Below are 16,242 nucleotides of genomic sequence, written 5' to 3'. Positions count from 1 at the left end.
CATGAAAAAGTGCAGGAGGTGGAGATGGTCAGATGCGATGTCCAGCTTGTCATTATAATGGAACCAAGGTCCTTGATTCAAGACCAAGTCATGAAGGACGATCCATTCGTCGGAGAAGAGAATGTGAGTCCTGTAACCACCGATTTACGACATTTGAAATGGTTGAAGAAGTGCCGCTTATTGTCGAGAAAAAGGACGGAACTAGACAAGAATTTAGTCGAGATAAAATATTACGTGGTTTAATTCGTGCTTGCGAAAAGAGACCGGTCTCTTTGGAAACATTAGAAAAAATTGTCAATGATGTTGAAAGAGAGCTTAGAGGCAAAGGGAAAAATGAAGTGAATAGTCATGATGTTGGAGAATTGGTCATGGAAAGGCTAGCCAATGTGGACGATGTGGCTTACGTTCGTTTTGCTTCGGTTTATCGACAATTTAAGGATATTAATGTCTTTATTAAAGAATTAACAGAGCTAATGAATAAAAGCTAAAGAATAAGAGCTTAAGGCGCACGGCGCTGCAAGCTCTTTTTTACCTGAAAAACGATTGTTGGCATGAAGGAGGTATGAGAATGAGCTGGCATTGGAAAGAACTTCTACCAGTAGATCGATTAACAATTCGTTCAGCGGACTATTTAACCGATGTGGATCGGCAAGTATTAGCTTTGCTTTATCAACCTTTAACAGGTGCATTTGCTTATAGCTTGTATATGACATTATGGTCACAGCTTGAACAAGATCAATATTGGGGAAAAGAACAAACGCACCGTCAGCTTATGCTCATGATGGGGGGAGATCTGCAAACGATTTTTGAAGAAAGAAAAAAGCTCGAAGCGATTGGTTTATTAAAAACGTTTAAGAAGAAAGAGGAAGAGACATCTGTTTATTTATATGAATTGCAGCCCCCTATGTCACCTCAGCAATTTTTTGAAAATGATGTGTTGAGTGTGTATTTGTTCAATAGACTCGGAAAGAACCAATATCGACAACTTCGTGAGCGCTTCGTAGCAGAGAAGGTTTCTCGTGAGGATTATGTGGAGTTAACGTACTCTTTTGATGAGGTTTATACATCCCTTCATCATTCGGAAATTGTATCAAATCTTCAATCGGAAACAAGTGAAGGGCTGCGACTTGAAGAAGACAAAGAACTTTTATCTAGAAAGAAGGAACGTGATTTGGCGTTCACGGGTGATTTTGACTTTGAATTGTTAAAGCATGATTTATCATCTTTTGTTATCCCAGAACATGTGCTGACATTACCAGTTAAAGATGCAATTATCCGATTGGCGTTTGTTTATCGAATCGAGCCACTTGAAATGAGTCGTATTGTTCAACAAGCTGCACTTCATGATGATAAAGTGGATATTTCGGAATTGCGTAAGAAGGCACAGGAATGGTACAAGCTAGAGCATGGTTCTGAACCGCCTTCTCTATCGCTTAGAACGCATCCACCCGAGCATCAAACAATGGCGCTAAAGGAACCGACGTCAGAAGAAGAAAAAACGATAAGATTCTATGAAACGACGCCGCCATTAACATTACTTGAAATTCGTTCTAACGGGTCAATGGTTGCTCCAGCAGATGTGAAAATAATTGAAGGTTTAATTTTGGATTTTCAATTACTCCCAGGTGTCGTGAATGTTTTACTTGATTATGTGCTTTGGCAGCATGATATGAAGCTACCTAAAGCATTTGTTGATAAAATTGCTGGACATTGGTCTAGGAAAAAAGTCAAGACTGTTACGGCAGCGATGGGTTTAGCCTTGGAAGAAAAGCTAAAGAAAGAAAAGGTTGTCCAACTAGCCGGTGAGAAGAAGCAGCCACAAAGAAAAGCGAAGAACCCTAGAAAAGACACACTTCCTAAATGGTTAATTGAAGAAAAAAAGAAACAAGAAATAGAAAAACATTCGATAGACCGAAGAGAAGAACAAGTTCCATCTCAAGGTCAATCGGATGCAAAGCAACGTTTTGAAGTAATGATGGAAGAAAGAAAGCGTCGGAAAGAGCAGAAGGGGGAGATGTAAATGGAGTCGATTCAATCAGCATTAAAGCAATGGTCAAAAACTAGCCGTGTTCAGGAGAGGTTAGAGGAAGCAAAGCGAGATGTACTTACAGACCCATTTGTACATCAATTCCTTTCAACTGTACCCAACGTGACTGAAAGTATGATTGAGCAAGGTATGATTAAGCTTTATGAATTTAAGAAAGAACAACAACATTGTTCAAAATGTCCTGGTTTAAAAAAATGTCCGAATTTAATGCAAGGATTTCAGCCAGAGTTGTTTGTTGAACGAGGTCATATTAATATAAACTATTCTACTTGTGACGTGAAAAAGAAAGAAGATCAGCTTAAGCAACAAAGACAATTAATTAAATCTCTTTACATTCCAAAGGAGATTTTAGAAGCACGATTTGACGCCATTGATCTTGATTCGGAGCGTGAAGAAGCAAGTGCGACTGCTCTAGAGTTTGCTTTACATGCAAAACCAGGAGAGGACGGCCAAGGCCTTTACTTTTTCGGTATGTTTGGAGTGGGGAAAACCTATATTATGGGCGCAATTGCGAATGAATTAAAGGATCGAGGCGTAGAAACGTTAATTGTTTATACACCTGACTTTTTTAGGGAAATGAAACAATCAATTGGTGACGGTACATTCCAAGAAAAAATTGACTTAGTGAAAAAGGCACAGGTATTAATTCTCGATGATATAGGAGCTGAATCAATTTCAAGTTGGATACGAGATGATGTTCTTGGCGCTATTTTACAGCATAGAATGCTTGAGAAATTACCTACCCTATTTACCTCAAACTATGATTATACGGAGTTAGAACATCATCTATCTTACACTGATAAAAGTGGCATCGAAGAACTAAAGGCAAAGCGAATTATGGAAAGAATAAAACATTACACTGACCCTGTATTTGTTAAGGGGAAAAATCGACGTTCTCGTCATTAAACAGAAACTGTAAAAGAGTAGGCTTTCCTTTGCTGTAAACAGTTTCTGTGTTACGATAAAGCTATTCTATTTTGATAGATTGTGGGGGTTACAAATGAGCATCAATCCTATTCTTGAACGAGCGGTGAATGGCGAGCGGATTTCAATGGAGGATGCCGTCAAGCTTTACGAAAGCGATGAAGTTGAGAAAATGGGTGAGGCTGCCAATAAAATTATGAAAAGATGGCATCCAGAACCAATTACAACATTCGTGATCGGTCGCAATGTTAACTATACAAATTTTTGTGATACGTATTGTCGCTTTTGTGCATTTTATCGGTCACCTGGTAGTAAGGAAGGCTATGTATTAGAAGATGACGTTATCTATCAAAAAATCCAAGAAACAATGGACGTTGGTGGAACGGAAATCCTCATGCAAGGTGGAACCAATCCAAATCTCCCTTTGTCGTACTATACAGACTTATTACGTAATATAAAAAAACGTTTTCCTGGTATTTGGATGCATTCGTTCTCTCCTGCTGAAATATGGAAGATCGTTGAGGTATCAGGGCTATCGCTAGAGGAAGTACTTACAGAGCTGCATCAGGCAGGGCTTGACAGTATGCCTGGTGGAGGTGCAGAAATCTTAACAGAAGAAACGAGATTGCGTGTGAGCCGTTTAAAGGTAACGTGGGAGCAATGGATCGATGCGATGAAGGTATCGAAGAAAGTTGGGATGCACGGGTCCGCTACGATGGTCATTGGCTTTGGTGAATCATTCGAAGAGCGTGCGCTTCATATGCAACGGGTTCGTGACGCTCAAGATGAAACAAATTGCTTTACGGCCTATATTTCCTGGTTATTTCAACCAGAGAACACAGGAATGTATAAAACGAAAAAACTCACACCACGTGATTATTTAAAGAATGTCGCCATTTCACGTATTTTTGTAGATAATATTGAGAATTTCCAATCCTCTTGGGTAACAATGGGACCTGAGGTAGGGAAGAAGTCACTTGAATACGGCTGTAATGATTTTGGAAGCACGATGATGGAAGAGAACGTCGTGTCTGCAGCTGGAACGACACATAAAGTGAACACAAATGAAATTCTTAAATTAATTCGTGAAGCAGGAAAAGTTCCAGCGCAACGGAACACAAAGTACGAAATTGTTCGTCGCTTTGATGGTGAAGAAACTGCAGAAAAAGATTTTGTCATGCAAAACTAATAAAAGTAGATAGAGAGTAAACAAAAACTTAGCGATTAGGAAGCCACTAAAAAAGGTGAAAGTCGAGGCCACTGAAAAACCCTTTGAAAACATTTCGAGTAGGTATGAATGGCTTCACTCGTTGCGCGCCTTGCTATGAAAAAACCACTCATAGCAAGGCTTTTCAAAACCGGGCAACGGATCCGCGCATTACTAAGAGGGCACGGAAAAAGGAAAAGTCGACCTTTTTCCGTGCCCTTTCAGCATTAGCTAGGTCTTTGTGTATTTAAATTAAAATCTCTCTCCAATGACGTCATTTTCGAAGATGTCATCAGAGGTTTCGCAGATTTTCATTTAATTTTTTAGCTTCATTTTTAAAATAGAGGTAGAAACTAAACCATATGATGACATAGACGACAAGAAAGAATGCAATTGAAAGAAGGACGCTTTTCATATCAAATGGTATCCACCCTATACTAAACGATAAGATGAAGTAGGGAACAGTAACCGTAATAAAGTGCAGGGCTGTCTGCTTTGGCAAGCTGAGTGTTTTTATCTCAAAATAAAGTGGTGATACTGTGAAGAACCAACCGCAAAAAATGGTACCAAGAGAGTTCTTAAGAAAAATTTCCCCATCAAGTATATGTTGTCCGCCGAAATAGACGACAATATTTGTTGTGATTACGGCAATAAATGCACCGAAAAAGATACCTATCATACTTCTAAATAAAAAGGTTTCCATTAGTTTTTCCTCCTATCCATTTTTAAAGTCTCTTTAATTGCATTAACGTAATGTCTTGAAACGTACTCTTTTACCCCCCGATTTAAAATGAACACAGAGCGTCCCGTTGAAAGATGCTTCGAAACGGCTTAACTCATAGAGGTTGGCAATAACCGATTTTGACAGACGAACAAATCGTTTGGAAGGTAGGAACTGTTCGAGTTCGTATCGTTTTTCTTTTAATTTGAATGCTCCTTCTGGCGTCACCGCAAGCACAGCATCCCCTTTTGCATGAAAATAATGTATATCGACAGGCTTTAATATATGCTGCATGTCGCCTTTTTTGCCGACAATAAATTCGGTTTCTTGTCCTTTCATGTAATCAAATCTCTTTAATTGAGTCATCCACTTCTTAACAACGAATTGTCACGATCGTCTCTCCGTACTCACTGCTGATATCGAATGATACTTTCAATTGATTGACCTCCTTTTGACCTTTATCTGATAATCATAGTGTATTCGTTTTGTTGCTCACTGCCTGCACAATAAAGATAAAGCACCATAATTTAAAAGCAACTTGTAGATTTTAGCTACTCAAATACAAAGAATTTAAGGTGAAAACCGTATAACACTATAAACAGGGTGTTACTTCTGATATTTCTTGCAGTCTAATCAGTTATTGCGCGTAAAGGCAAGGAAAGCTCGTCAAAGAGTTGAAGAAAAAAGTGGATTAATGCTTATTATTCTTAGTTTGTTCACTAAAATAGGTCAATTTTGAATCTAACTTTATCTACAATGAAATCCCCCAACTTTTCTATCATGTTTTCTTCCTACAAGCATAGGATGGAATTAGAGCCTGTCTGAACAAGACTGCATGAGGAAGCAAACATAGAGGATTTTTTCTTTTAGAGGGTTAGGAGGAGTATGTGTTGATATCAATTCATTTTGAAGAAGAGTATGATTGTCGTCAGCTATTTGAACAGCTGAGAGGGTATATGCGTAAATATGCTCCACTTGGATTGGATGGAGTGGTGGAATCAAGTGGGGGGTCAACAATTCTTGTAAACTATAAAAATGATTATGTAGACTTTTATGATTCCTTTCATCCACTCTTGACATCCGTGTTAACGGAGCACGTGATTAATACGAAAGAGGAAGAATGGCTTCTAGATATCATTGAGACGCTGTTTTACTTCACGGATCGGGAGGAACAGAAACAAATTCTAACAATAGCTCGCTCCATTCTTGAAGGTGATCGAACCGATTTACCATCATTACTGCCTTTTTTTAATCGGCATTCTTTTATTTATGATGCATTTTCAAAGCATCTTGAGGAAGAGACCAGCTTCTATTACGAGCCTTTTTTAATCTTTCGATTGCGTGATTATGGTGAAATGTTAATTGATTGTGTTGAAATTGCCATCGATGAATACATGCTTGAGCAAGAATATCAAAATATGATAGAGGATTATCGACAATACATTCAGTATAAAAAACCGAAAATGGATCTTTTATATATTGTTCATGATCAACATTTCTCATTTTACGATGCTCATTTTCGGAGATTGACGAGAGAGGAAATTTTATTTCACTTACAAGAGGAACTTGTATTTGAGCAGGAAGTTGAAATTGAAGAAATGGTTATAAGCCCCCTAGTAAGCATGGTTCCAAGAATGATCCATGTTTTCTCTGATGATGAAGAACATGGTGTCATCGTATCAATTCAAGCTATTTTTCAAGAAAGAATGAAACTTTTTCCACTTAAAGCCTATGAGCAAGATTTAAGTTAAATTTTAATGACCTCTTGATTTTCTAATCTCGGCTCCATATAATACTACATATCAGTAAATACAACACAAAAAGTATTGACGAGGACATGAGACGTTAGAAAAGTTTTCAGAGAGGGGAGCAAATGCTGGGAGCTCCTTAGCTTGATTAATGATCTTACCACCTTTGAACTGCGACAGGGAAACACAGCGATGTGGATTATCTGAAGCCGGAGCGCAACCGTTATTTGTATGATGAGATATAGCTGATGCTATCAACAAGGGTGGAACCACGAACACACTCGTCCCTTTTTTTGGAGGGATGGGTGTTTTTTTGTGCGAAAATAAACTTAAACAGAAGGAGTGAACGTGATGGCTGAAATAATCAAAATGACTTTTCCTGATGGTACGATCAAGGAGTTTCCAAAAGGAACTACAACAGAAGACATTGCAGCATCGATTAGTCCAGGCTTGAAGAAAAAGGCGTTAGCTGGAAAGGTAAACAATGATCTCATTGATTTACGTACTCCGATTACAGAAGATGGTTCTGTTGCAATCGTTACTCAGGATTCTGAGGAGGCCCTTGAAATCGTTCGACATAGTTCGGCTCACTTAATGGCACAAGCGGTTAAACGATTATTCAAAAACGTGAAGCTGGGTGTCGGACCAGTAATTGAAGGTGGTTTCTACTATGATATCGATTCAGAGGAATCGATTACAGCAGAAGATCTTCCGAAAATAGAAAAGGAAATGAAGAAAATCATTTCGGAGAATCTTGATGTGATTCGTATCGAACTACCGAGAGAAGAAGCCAGAAAGAAGTTTCAAGAAATTGGTGATGAATATAAGCTTGAGTTAATTGAAGCGATTCCTGCAGGAGAAACATTAACGATTTATGAGCAAGGTGAATTCTTTGACTTATGCCGAGGGGTCCACATTCCTTCTACAAACAAAATTAAAGAGTTTAAGCTATTAAGTTTAGCAGGTGCATACTGGCGTGGTGATAGTAAGAACAAAATGCTTCAACGGATTTATGGGACAGCCTTCTTTAAGAAAGCGGACTTGGATGAACATTTGCGCTTGTTAGAAGAAGCAAAGGAACGTGATCACCGTAAGTTAGGAAAAGAACTTGGGATTTTTGCGTTGTCTCAGAAGGTAGGTCAAGGTTTGCCGCTCTGGTTACCAAAAGGAGCAACAGTTCGACGCATTATTGAACGATACATTGTTGATAAAGAGGAACGCTTAGGCTATCAACATGTGTATACACCGATTCTCGGAAGTGCGGAATTGTATAAGACCTCTGGACATTGGGAGCATTATAAGGATGATATGTTCCCGGTGATGGAACGTGACAATGAGGAATTTGTTTTGCGTCCCATGAACTGTCCCCATCACATGATGGTGTACAAGCAAGATATGAGAAGCTATCGACAATTACCTTTACGCATAGCTGAACTTGGGATGATGCACCGTTATGAAATGTCCGGTGCGGTATCAGGTTTACAACGAGTACGTGGTATGACTTTAAATGATGCGCACATTTTCTGTAGACCGGACCAAATCAAAGAAGAGTTCTTACGCGTGGTGCATTTGATACGTGAAGTCTATAAAGACTTCGGGTTAGAAAGTTACAAATTCCGTCTTTCATACCGCGATCCTGAGGATAAAGAGAAGTATTTTGATGATGACGCGATGTGGGATAAGGCACAAAGCATGCTAAAAGATGCGATGAATGAGTTAGGAGATGTTGAATATTACGAAGCAGAAGGAGAAGCTGCGTTCTACGGACCAAAGTTAGATGTTCAAGTTCGAACAGCTCTAGGTAAAGATGAGACTCTCTCCACTGTACAACTTGATTTCTTATTACCTGAACGCTTTGACCTAACGTATGTTGGGGAAGATGGCCAACAGCATCGTCCAGTCGTTGTCCACCGAGGGGTCGTTTCAACAATGGAACGGTTTGTTGCATTTTTACTTGAGGAGTATAAAGGAGCATTCCCAACTTGGCTGGCTCCTGTTCAAGTGCAAGTTATCCCAGTTTCGCCTGAAGTACATCTTGACTATGCAAAAAAGGTAAGAGAAGCTTTGCAAGCAGAGGGCGTTCGAGTTGAAATTGATGAACGAGACGAAAAAATCGGATACAAGATTCGAGAAGCGCAAATGCAAAAAATCCCTTATATGCTTGTTCTTGGTGATAAGGAAATGGAAGCTGAAGCTGTAAATATTCGTAAATACGGGGAGCAGGAGTCAAATTCACTTGAATTATTAAGTTTTATCAACCAAGTGAAAGAAGAAATAAAAAAATAATTTGAACAAAATTCACCCTTATTTTAAAATGACCATTGCAATATTAGAAAATGTTCGCTACACTGTTCTAGTCGCCTTAACTTTAGTTGACACCTTTCAAATGGTTATGTTATAGTGATCTAGTAATTTAATAGTGGACACAAAGCAAGAAGAAGCGCCCGCTTCTCACCTGATTGACGCGATAGCAGTTGGCAGGTTTGATGGGATTCATTTTTTACAAATGACCGAAGCGTGGGCGCATTATGCTTACGCTTCTTTTTTATGAAATGAAGGGAGCTCGTCATGAGTGCCCGGTAGCACAATTGCTTTGATCCGTTAATATCCTTTGGAGGTGGCTCATTATTAGTAAAGACATGTTGGTCAATGAAGGGATTCGTGCACGTGAAGTACGTCTTATTGGGGCAAACGGTGATCAAATTGGTATTAAGCCAAAACTAGAAGCACTGGAAATGGCCCAAAATGTGAATCTTGATTTAGTTTGTGTGTCCCCGAATGCGAAACCACCTGTATGTCGTATTATGGACTACGGAAAATTCCGTTATGAGCAACAAAAGAAAGAAAAAGAAGCACGTAAAAATCAAAAAATCATCAATGTCAAAGAGGTTCGTTTGAGCCCTACGATTGAAGATAATGACTTTAATACGAAGCTTCGCAACGCTCGAAAGTTTCTTGAAAAAGGAGATAAAGTAAAAGTAGCGATTCGCTTCCGTGGACGTGCGATTACTCATTCTCAAATCGGGCGTAAAGTATTAGAACGTCTAGCAAAGGAATGTGAAGACGTTGCAACAATCGAAGCTATGCCTAAGATGGAAGGTCGTAGCATGTTCCTTATCTTAGCGCCAAAAGTTGAGAAGTAAAAGTAGATTAAAGGAGGACCCAAGGAATGCCTAAAATGAAAACTCATAGAGGCGCTGCAAAGCGTTTCAAGAAGACAGGATCTGGAAAGCTCAAGCGTTCACACGCATTTACAAGTCACTTGTTTGCAAATAAGTCAACAAAGCAAAAGCGTAAATTACGTAAGTCTGCAATGGTTCATTCAGGAGACTTCAAGCGTATTCGCGCAATGTTAACGTACAAAAAATAATTGATTCGTTTCGGATAGAAAAAAGGAGGGTTCTTCGATGCCAAGAGTAAAAGGCGGTTATGTCGCTCGTCGTCGTCGTAAAAAGGTTTTAAAGTTAGCTAAAGGTTATTATGGTTCTAAACATACTCTGTTTAAATCAGCTCAAGGACAGGTAATGAAGTCATTACTATATGCTTACCGTGATCGTCGCAACAAAAAGCGCGACTTCCGTAAGTTATGGATTACACGTATTAATGCAGCTGCTCGTATTAATGGTCTTTCATACAGCCGTTTGATGCATGGTTTAAAGCTTGCTGAAATTAATGTAAACCGTAAGATTCTTGCTGACCTTGCAATTAATGATGAGCAAGCATTTGCTCAACTTGCACAAAAAGCAAAATCAAGCTTGAACGTTTAAGCTAAAAAGGTATCTCAAAAGGTTAATATACCTAAGAGATACCTTTTTTTAGGATAATGATAGATCTCTGAGGAGAAGGGAAAGTAGGTGTAGGTTCTGATTGAGCTGATTTATATCTTTACCATGTCATTAATCGGTTATTTCATAATGGGCTATGATAAACGTCAGGCGAAGCTTAGAAATTATCGAGTTTCAGAACGAACTTTATTTATGGTCGCTTTGTTAGGGGGGAGTCTTGGGATGTATGGTGGAATGAAGACTTTTCGACATAAGACGAAGCACCGAAACTTCACGATTGGGATTCCATGTATTATTATTATTCAGACGATTTTGATTCTATTATACTTTAGTTTCTAGATCCTCTAGCGGTAGCCTCCATTAGCAGCAGATAAGAGGCTAAAGCTTTAATCGTTAAATGAATTGTATTAGCCCTCATCATCATGTAAGCTCAATCATAGAGTAAAGAAAGGGGGCTCCCAGAAATGGAAGAATTTTTAGAACAATCCTATCTGTTTATAGAAAAGGCGGGTTGGCTTGGTCCTTTCTTTTTTGTTTTACTTCATATATTTAGACAGGCTTTCTTTATTCCTGTTTTGGTTATTTGTTTAATAGGTGGTTATTTATTTGGCACATTATACGGTTCCATTTACTCAGTTTTAGGGTTAACAGCTGTTAGTGTTGTATTTTATGGTCTTATTCAAATCTTTCCGGGTATCCGTGGGAAATTAACTCGTCTAAAACATCGTTTTTTAAAAGATAAACAAGACTTAAACCTTGCTCAAATGATGGTGATGCGGCTAATGCCGTTCATTCATTTTCATCTTGTCTCTCTCTACTTAATTGAAACAACAAAGAACGTAAGAGAATATACAAAAAAATCTTTTTATGTAAGTATTCCACCTGCCATTGCCTATACGGCATTTGGCGACATGATTCATGAGTTGCCTTTGGCGGGAACGGCTATATTTGCATTATTTCTTGTTCTGTTGTTTGTGCTGATGCGAAAACGTGAAACAAGGATTAGCTGGCAAGAGTTTTTTCAAACAAAAAACACCTAAAAGCCATCAAGAAAACGATGACTTTTAGGTGTTATTTTTTTAGAAAGTCTTTTATCGGACTTTTCCATTCGATTTTAGCATTTGGATAGCGAATCCATATATCATCTTCAATGAATTGAAAATCTTGTCGACTTAAGCCTTTTAGCCGTTCCGTACTTCGAGCCCATATATAAATCGACACGATATCAAACGCTTGCTCAGTTGTACCTAAATATTTTTCGCCTTCAAACATGACACCTTTGTAGGTAAGCAAAAAATTCTTTCGGACATTTTTTTCTTCATCCAAAAAGAAAAATTGTTGTTTTTCATGAGCTTGTTCAAGCTTACGGCGTGGATGAAATAAATATTTAACTGCACTATATATGAGAATGACAAGAGCCAATAGGATGACTAAACGAAATAGGATAACCATAGTCCATTCCCCTTTCTAGAAGGTTTCCCTTCTTATTATAGTCTATACGAACAAGAACGTCATTGGTTGCGAAAAAATTCTGTTATAATGAAAACATCGAATAAAGGAGGAGAAGAATGGATATTGCAGGATTATTTGAAACGCAACGCACGTTAAATGAGCGAATTGTTCGTGAGCATCAATTAACTGGAAAAGACTTATTTTTTGAGCAACAGCTTGCTTTTTTAGTGGAGCTAGGTGAACTAGCAAATGAAACAAGATGCTTCAAATATTGGAGTAAAAAGCCTTCATCAGAAGAAGCCATTATTCTCGAGGAATATGTGGATGGTCTCCATTTCATTTTAACGATGGGAATTGCTCTCAATTTTATAAGTAGTGACCTGGGTAGAACAAGTGAAAAAGAAGAGTCTCTTACAAAGCAATTTATCCGCGTAATGGTACGCACGCATCAATTGACTGAGAAACGCACAGAAGCTAGTTTTAAAACATTGTTTCAGGATTTCCTTATGCTTGGCAAGATGCTTGGTTTATCTGAAGAAACGATTGAACATGGCTACTATGAAAAAAACCAAATTAACCATAAGCGTCAAGATGAAGGATATTAATTTACGTTTCGCTATTTGAGTTGCGTTCTAGGGTTCGTTATAATAGGGAGAGATTGTAAATTGAGGGAGGCTATACATATGGCAAAGCTTAATGAAAAATTGCAAATGTTAAAAGATTTAACTGATGCGAACGGCATTCCCGGTAATGAAAAAGATGTCCGAGAGGTTATGACAAAGTACATAACACCTTTTGCCGATGAGGTATCAACAGATCGTTTAGGAAGCCTTATCGCAAAAAAAGTAGGTAAGGAAGATGGACCTAAAATTATGATTGCTGGTCATCTTGATGAAATTGGATTTATGGTAACAAGCATTGACGATAAGGGGTTTCTACGCTTTCAAACGGTTGGAGGCTGGTGGGAGCAAGTTATGCTGGCTCAGCGCGTGACAGTGATGACGAGAAATGGTAATGTTCCTGGGGTTATTGGTTCAAAGCCGCCGCACATCTTATCTCCAGAAGCACGCAAGAAGCCCGTTGATAAAAAGGATATGTTCATCGATATTGGTGCAACAAGCAAAGAAGAAGCCATGGAATTTGGCATTCGTCCAGGTGATTCAATTGTGCCTGTTTGTGAATTTACTGTTATGAAAAATGAAAAGTATTTGATGGCCAAAGCATGGGATAACCGTATTGGCTGTGCCATTGCAATTGATGTTCTACGTGAGTTAAAAGGTGTCGACCATCCTAACGTCGTTTATGGTGTTGGTACGGTTCAGGAGGAAGTCGGTTTACGAGGAGCGCGTACGTCAACACATCTCATTGAACCAGACATTGGGTTTGCAGTGGATGTTGGAATTGCAGGGGATACACCGGGTGTCACTGAAAAAGAGGCACTTGCAAAAATAGGGGATGGGCCACAAATTGTCCTTTACGATGCATCAATGGTCTCTCACAAGGGACTACGTGATTTTGTAACAGATACAGCGGATGCGAATAATATCCCGTATCAATTTGAAGCTATGGCTGGTGGAGGAACTGATTCTGGGGCTATCCATTTGACGGCAAATGGTGTTCCTGCTTTATCAATCACTGTAGCAACGAGATATATTCACTCACATGCAGCGATTTTGCATCGGGACGATTATGAAAATGCCGTGAAGCTCATTGTCGAAGTGATAAAGAAGCTTGATAGAGAAACTGTAAACACGATTACCTTAAATTAAATAAATCTAAGAAAACAATGTGGTTAATATTTTTCAACCACATTGTTTTTTGACTTTTTGTATAAGGAGATGATTAGGTAAAAGAAAGAGCATATCCAGTTGACTGGACATGCTCTTTCTTTCACTGTAATCCTTGGCTAATTTGCTGACAAAGCTGATCTTTCTGCTCTTCATCTGCATTCTTCCAGTACACTTCAAATAATACGCCTAGACCTGGAAGCATTTTTTCTTCGCCATTTTTAAGGGCATCTTGGATAGTTGCCTCGACGTCTTGGACACTGCTACCTTGGATATTGGACATGATTGCACCACGAATGTTGAAGCTCATTTCGGACCACTCCTTTTATATTTATTTGGATCTAGTATGTAGTATGTCTCATCCTAGACTGGATTATCACGAAAAAAATGGGTATGATGGAAAAAGAATTGAAGCAAAAGAGGGAGTTTAACATGAAGCGGATAGATTCACCAAAAAATGAGCAAATAAAGCATTGGAAAAAGCTTAAAACAAGGAAAGGCCGTGAGAAGGTAGGACGTTTTTTAATAGAGGGTAATCATCTTGTTGAAGAAGCATTGAAATCGCCAATAGAGGTGGAATGGTTGTTAATGACTGAAACGACAGTGATTCCTTCAAGTTGGGAAGCGAGAAATCAAGATGTTATTATAGTAAGCGACCAAGTCATGAAAGAATTAGCTGAAACGGAAACACCTCAAGGAATGGTTGCTATTTGCATCTTACCCCAAGAACAGGCGTTTACAGAACTTAAAGGTCAATTTCTAATGATTGATCGCGTACAGGACCCAGGTAATTTAGGCACCATGATTCGTACTGCTGATGCAGCTGGGGTAACGGGAGTCATCCTTGGTGAAGGAACAGTTGATGTGTTTAATAGTAAAGTGATTCGTGCCTCACAAGGATCAATCTTTCATTTACCCATTGTAAAAGGTGACGTATTAGAGTGGATTCAACAGTTTAAAATGGTAGGAATCCCCGTGTTTGGAACAGCTCTAATGGGAGCAAGCTCCTACACGGCGATTGAACCTCAATCTAATTATGCATTAATTGTTGGCAATGAAGGGGAAGGTGTAGCGGAAGAAATTCTAGCGATTACTGACCAAGATATATACGTACCAATTTATGGCCAAGCGGAATCATTAAACGTTGCTGTTGCAGCAGGTATTTTGCTTTATTATTTACGTGGATAAGAAATTAAGGTTGCAACAGCATTCAAGATTCTCTATAATATAGAAGCAAATTCATATGAAAAAAGCAACGAAAGAGAGTAGTATGATGTCGACCACCATTAAGGGAGGAAATGCCGAGACTGAAAGCATTTCTATGGCAGGAATATCTGAATTCACTCTGGAGCTGACATCGGACCACAGCATCATGTTGTGAAGGTGTTTCCGGCATAGCCGTTATAAAATGAAGTAATTGTGACGTTTATTTTCACAATAATAAGGGTGGTACCGCGAGCCATCGTCCCTTTTAAGTGACGATGGCTCTTTTTTGCTTTTGATACATACTTTAAGGAGGAAATAACATGCGTGAGCGTTTAGAAGAGCTTAAAGATGAAGCCTTAGCAAAGGTTGAAAATGCAGAGGATGTAAAGGCCCTGCAAGAAGTTCGTGTAGCGTATTTAGGAAAAAAGGGTCCGATTACAGAAGTGCTCCGTGGGATGGGAAAGCTTTCTGCTGAAGAACGTCCTGTCATCGGACAAATGGCCAATGATGTTCGTGATGTGATTAAAGTGAAACTAGAAGCAAAGGAACAAGAGCTTGAAGAAGCAGCTGTGGAAGAGCAGTTAGCTAATGAAAGCATTGATATTACATTGCCAGGACGCCCGGTAAGCAGAGGGGCTCGCCATCCATTAACATCGGTGGTTGAGGAAATTGAAGATATCTTTCTTGGATTAGGATTTTCAGTGGAGGAAGGTCCTGAGGTTGAAACAGACTATTATAACTTTGAAGCATTAAATTTGCCGAAAGATCATCCAGCACGTGATATGCAAGACACCTTCTACTTTACTGAGGACCTTTTACTTCGTACTCAAACCTCACCCGTTCAAGCAAGAACAATGGAGAAATTCAAAGGGCAAGGTCCTGTGAAAATCATTTGTCCTGGTAAAGTATTCCGAAGAGATGATGATGATGCAACCCATTCACATCAATTTATGCAAATTGAAGGGTTACTAGTTGATCATAAGGTACGAATGAGTGATTTGAAAGGGGTTTTAGAAACCTTTGCAAAACGCTTCTTTGGAGAAGATCGTAATATTCGTCTCCGTCCTAGCTTTTTTCCTTTTACAGAGCCATCGGTTGAGGTTGATGTTTCCTGTGGAATTTGTGCAGGAAAAGGCTGTCGTATTTGCAAGCAAACTGGCTGGATTGAAGTTTTGGGTGCAGGGATGGTCCATCCAAAAGTTCTAGAGATGAGCGGATTCGATCCGAATGTTTACAGTGGTTTTGCTTTTGGAATGGGTGTTGAACGTTTGGCAATGTTGAAATATGACATTGATGATATTCGTCATTTCTATACGAACGATGTGCGCTTCTTAGCGCAATTTAAACGGGTGTAAGGAGGAGAGA

The 16,242-nt window shown here is 39.0% G+C and carries 18 protein-coding genes, 1 pseudogene and 2 other annotated features; of the genes and pseudogenes, 15 read left to right on the top strand and 4 right to left on the bottom strand.

Features of this window, described 5'->3' with window-relative positions; genetic code table 11:
* The first annotated feature begins 32 nt into the window (after positions 1-32).
* The 4 genes from nrdR (at position 33) to mqnC (ending at position 4,160) form a co-directional block, all read left to right on the top strand.
* Positions 33-488, top strand: coding sequence for a transcriptional regulator NrdR (nrdR, locus tag CEF19_RS05055; RefSeq protein WP_100405074.1), 456 nt, complete (start codon positions 33-35; stop codon positions 486-488).
* Between the two features lie 80 nt (positions 489-568).
* Positions 569-2,020: a replication initiation and membrane attachment family protein gene (locus CEF19_RS05050; RefSeq protein ID WP_100405073.1), complete on the top strand. Its 1,452-nt coding sequence runs from the start codon at positions 569-571 to the stop codon at positions 2,018-2,020.
* Positions 2,021-2,953, top strand: a complete 933-nt coding sequence (dnaI, locus tag CEF19_RS05045) for a primosomal protein DnaI (RefSeq protein WP_100405072.1) — start codon at positions 2,021-2,023, stop codon at positions 2,951-2,953.
* A 94-nt stretch (positions 2,954-3,047) separates the two neighbouring features.
* Entirely contained in the window at positions 3,048-4,160 is a 1,113-nt protein-coding gene (mqnC, locus tag CEF19_RS05040) for a cyclic dehypoxanthinyl futalosine synthase (RefSeq protein WP_100405071.1), read from the top strand.
* Positions 4,161-4,470: 310 nt separating this feature from the next.
* Here the strand turns inward: mqnC and CEF19_RS05035 are convergent, their stop codons facing one another.
* Together CEF19_RS05035 and CEF19_RS05030 are read right to left on the bottom strand one after the other, a co-directional pair.
* Positions 4,471-4,881 (bottom strand): DUF3021 domain-containing protein, encoded by a 411-nt coding sequence (locus tag CEF19_RS05035; RefSeq protein WP_100405070.1) that lies wholly within the window; start codon positions 4,879-4,881, stop codon positions 4,471-4,473.
* Positions 4,881-5,335 (bottom strand): annotated as a pseudogene (locus CEF19_RS05030) (LytTR family DNA-binding domain-containing protein). The gene CEF19_RS05035 and the pseudogene CEF19_RS05030 overlap by 1 nt, the downstream one beginning before the upstream one ends.
* 451 nt (positions 5,336-5,786) lie before the next feature.
* Here CEF19_RS05030 and ytxC point away from each other — a divergent pair.
* The 7 genes from ytxC to CEF19_RS04995 all read left to right on the top strand — a co-directional run bounded on the left by ytxC (position 5,787) and on the right by CEF19_RS04995 (position 11,472).
* A complete protein-coding gene (gene ytxC, locus CEF19_RS05025; protein ID WP_227521916.1) occupies positions 5,787-6,650 on the top strand; it encodes a putative sporulation protein YtxC in 864 nt (287 codons plus the stop codon).
* Between the two features lie 348 nt (positions 6,651-6,998).
* A complete protein-coding gene (gene thrS, locus CEF19_RS05020) occupies positions 6,999-8,933 on the top strand; it encodes a threonine--tRNA ligase (protein WP_100405068.1) in 1,935 nt (644 codons plus the stop codon).
* Positions 8,934-9,073: 140 nt separating this feature from the next.
* Positions 9,074-9,197, top strand: a sequence feature (ribosomal protein L20 leader region).
* A gap of 74 nt (positions 9,198-9,271) precedes the next feature.
* Positions 9,272-9,790, top strand: a complete 519-nt coding sequence (gene infC / locus CEF19_RS05015) for a translation initiation factor IF-3 (protein ID WP_198510354.1) — start codon at positions 9,272-9,274, stop codon at positions 9,788-9,790.
* A gap of 26 nt (positions 9,791-9,816) precedes the next feature.
* Positions 9,817-10,017, top strand: coding sequence for a 50S ribosomal protein L35 (rpmI, locus tag CEF19_RS05010; protein WP_100405066.1), 201 nt, complete (start codon positions 9,817-9,819; stop codon positions 10,015-10,017).
* Positions 10,018-10,054: 37 nt separating this feature from the next.
* Positions 10,055-10,414: a 50S ribosomal protein L20 gene (gene rplT, locus CEF19_RS05005; protein ID WP_100405065.1), complete on the top strand. Its 360-nt coding sequence runs from the start codon at positions 10,055-10,057 to the stop codon at positions 10,412-10,414.
* A 123-nt stretch (positions 10,415-10,537) separates the two neighbouring features.
* A complete protein-coding gene (locus tag CEF19_RS05000) occupies positions 10,538-10,771 on the top strand; it encodes a DUF1294 domain-containing protein (RefSeq protein WP_100405064.1) in 234 nt (77 codons plus the stop codon).
* Between the two features lie 125 nt (positions 10,772-10,896).
* Positions 10,897-11,472, top strand: a complete 576-nt coding sequence (locus CEF19_RS04995; RefSeq protein ID WP_100405063.1) for a TVP38/TMEM64 family protein — start codon at positions 10,897-10,899, stop codon at positions 11,470-11,472.
* 31 nt (positions 11,473-11,503) lie between these two features.
* Here CEF19_RS04995 and CEF19_RS04990 read toward each other — a convergent pair whose 3' ends face one another.
* Positions 11,504-11,884: a sigma-w pathway protein ysdB gene (locus tag CEF19_RS04990; protein ID WP_100405062.1), complete on the bottom strand. Its 381-nt coding sequence runs from the start codon at positions 11,882-11,884 to the stop codon at positions 11,504-11,506.
* Between the two features lie 116 nt (positions 11,885-12,000).
* On the opposite strand from CEF19_RS04990, the gene CEF19_RS04985 reads away from it, so the two are divergent.
* Positions 12,001-12,489, top strand: a complete 489-nt coding sequence (locus CEF19_RS04985) for a dUTP diphosphatase (protein ID WP_100405061.1) — start codon at positions 12,001-12,003, stop codon at positions 12,487-12,489.
* Between the two features lie 78 nt (positions 12,490-12,567).
* On the top strand, positions 12,568-13,653 hold the full coding sequence (locus CEF19_RS04980) for a M42 family metallopeptidase (RefSeq protein ID WP_100405060.1): 1,086 nt from the start codon (positions 12,568-12,570) through the stop codon (positions 13,651-13,653).
* Positions 13,654-13,774: 121 nt separating this feature from the next.
* Here CEF19_RS04980 and sspI read toward each other — a convergent pair whose 3' ends face one another.
* Positions 13,775-13,981: a small acid-soluble spore protein SspI gene (gene sspI / locus CEF19_RS04975; protein ID WP_100405059.1), complete on the bottom strand. Its 207-nt coding sequence runs from the start codon at positions 13,979-13,981 to the stop codon at positions 13,775-13,777.
* 122 nt (positions 13,982-14,103) lie between these two features.
* Here sspI and CEF19_RS04970 point away from each other — a divergent pair, with 122 nt between their 5' ends.
* A complete protein-coding gene (locus CEF19_RS04970; protein WP_100405058.1) occupies positions 14,104-14,859 on the top strand; it encodes a TrmH family RNA methyltransferase in 756 nt (251 codons plus the stop codon).
* Between the two features lie 58 nt (positions 14,860-14,917).
* Positions 14,918-15,144, top strand: a binding site (T-box leader).
* Positions 15,145-15,197: 53 nt separating this feature from the next.
* Positions 15,198-16,232, top strand: a complete 1,035-nt coding sequence (gene pheS / locus CEF19_RS04965; RefSeq protein WP_100405057.1) for a phenylalanine--tRNA ligase subunit alpha — start codon at positions 15,198-15,200, stop codon at positions 16,230-16,232.
* Positions 16,233-16,242 lie beyond the last annotated feature (10 nt).

The sequence above is a fragment of the Bacillus solitudinis genome, assembly GCF_002797395.1.
Classification (GTDB): Bacteria; Bacillota; Bacilli; order Bacillales; family Bacillaceae_D; genus Halalkalibacter_A; species Halalkalibacter_A solitudinis.
The sequence above is the reverse complement of the archived record's forward strand: the minus strand, read 5'-3'. Positions and strand labels throughout refer to the sequence as shown.

Coding starts and splice junctions, on each gene's coding strand:
- nrdR (WP_100405074.1), top strand. CDS start 33: ATGCGATGTCCAGCTTGTCATTATAATGGAACCAAGGTCCTTGATTCA.
- CEF19_RS05050 (WP_100405073.1), top strand. CDS start 569: ATGAGCTGGCATTGGAAAGAACTTCTACCAGTAGATCGATTAACAATT.
- dnaI (WP_100405072.1), top strand. CDS start 2,021: ATGGAGTCGATTCAATCAGCATTAAAGCAATGGTCAAAAACTAGCCGT.
- mqnC (WP_100405071.1), top strand. CDS start 3,048: ATGAGCATCAATCCTATTCTTGAACGAGCGGTGAATGGCGAGCGGATT.
- CEF19_RS05035 (WP_100405070.1), bottom strand. CDS start 4,881: ATGGAAACCTTTTTATTTAGAAGTATGATAGGTATCTTTTTCGGTGCA.
- thrS (WP_100405068.1), top strand. CDS start 6,999: ATGGCTGAAATAATCAAAATGACTTTTCCTGATGGTACGATCAAGGAG.
- rpmI (WP_100405066.1), top strand. CDS start 9,817: ATGCCTAAAATGAAAACTCATAGAGGCGCTGCAAAGCGTTTCAAGAAG.
- rplT (WP_100405065.1), top strand. CDS start 10,055: ATGCCAAGAGTAAAAGGCGGTTATGTCGCTCGTCGTCGTCGTAAAAAG.
- CEF19_RS05000 (WP_100405064.1), top strand. CDS start 10,538: ATGTCATTAATCGGTTATTTCATAATGGGCTATGATAAACGTCAGGCG.
- CEF19_RS04995 (WP_100405063.1), top strand. CDS start 10,897: ATGGAAGAATTTTTAGAACAATCCTATCTGTTTATAGAAAAGGCGGGT.
- CEF19_RS04990 (WP_100405062.1), bottom strand. CDS start 11,884: ATGGTTATCCTATTTCGTTTAGTCATCCTATTGGCTCTTGTCATTCTC.
- CEF19_RS04985 (WP_100405061.1), top strand. CDS start 12,001: ATGGATATTGCAGGATTATTTGAAACGCAACGCACGTTAAATGAGCGA.
- CEF19_RS04980 (WP_100405060.1), top strand. CDS start 12,568: ATGGCAAAGCTTAATGAAAAATTGCAAATGTTAAAAGATTTAACTGAT.
- sspI (WP_100405059.1), bottom strand. CDS start 13,981: ATGAGCTTCAACATTCGTGGTGCAATCATGTCCAATATCCAAGGTAGC.
- CEF19_RS04970 (WP_100405058.1), top strand. CDS start 14,104: ATGAAGCGGATAGATTCACCAAAAAATGAGCAAATAAAGCATTGGAAA.
- pheS (WP_100405057.1), top strand. CDS start 15,198: ATGCGTGAGCGTTTAGAAGAGCTTAAAGATGAAGCCTTAGCAAAGGTT.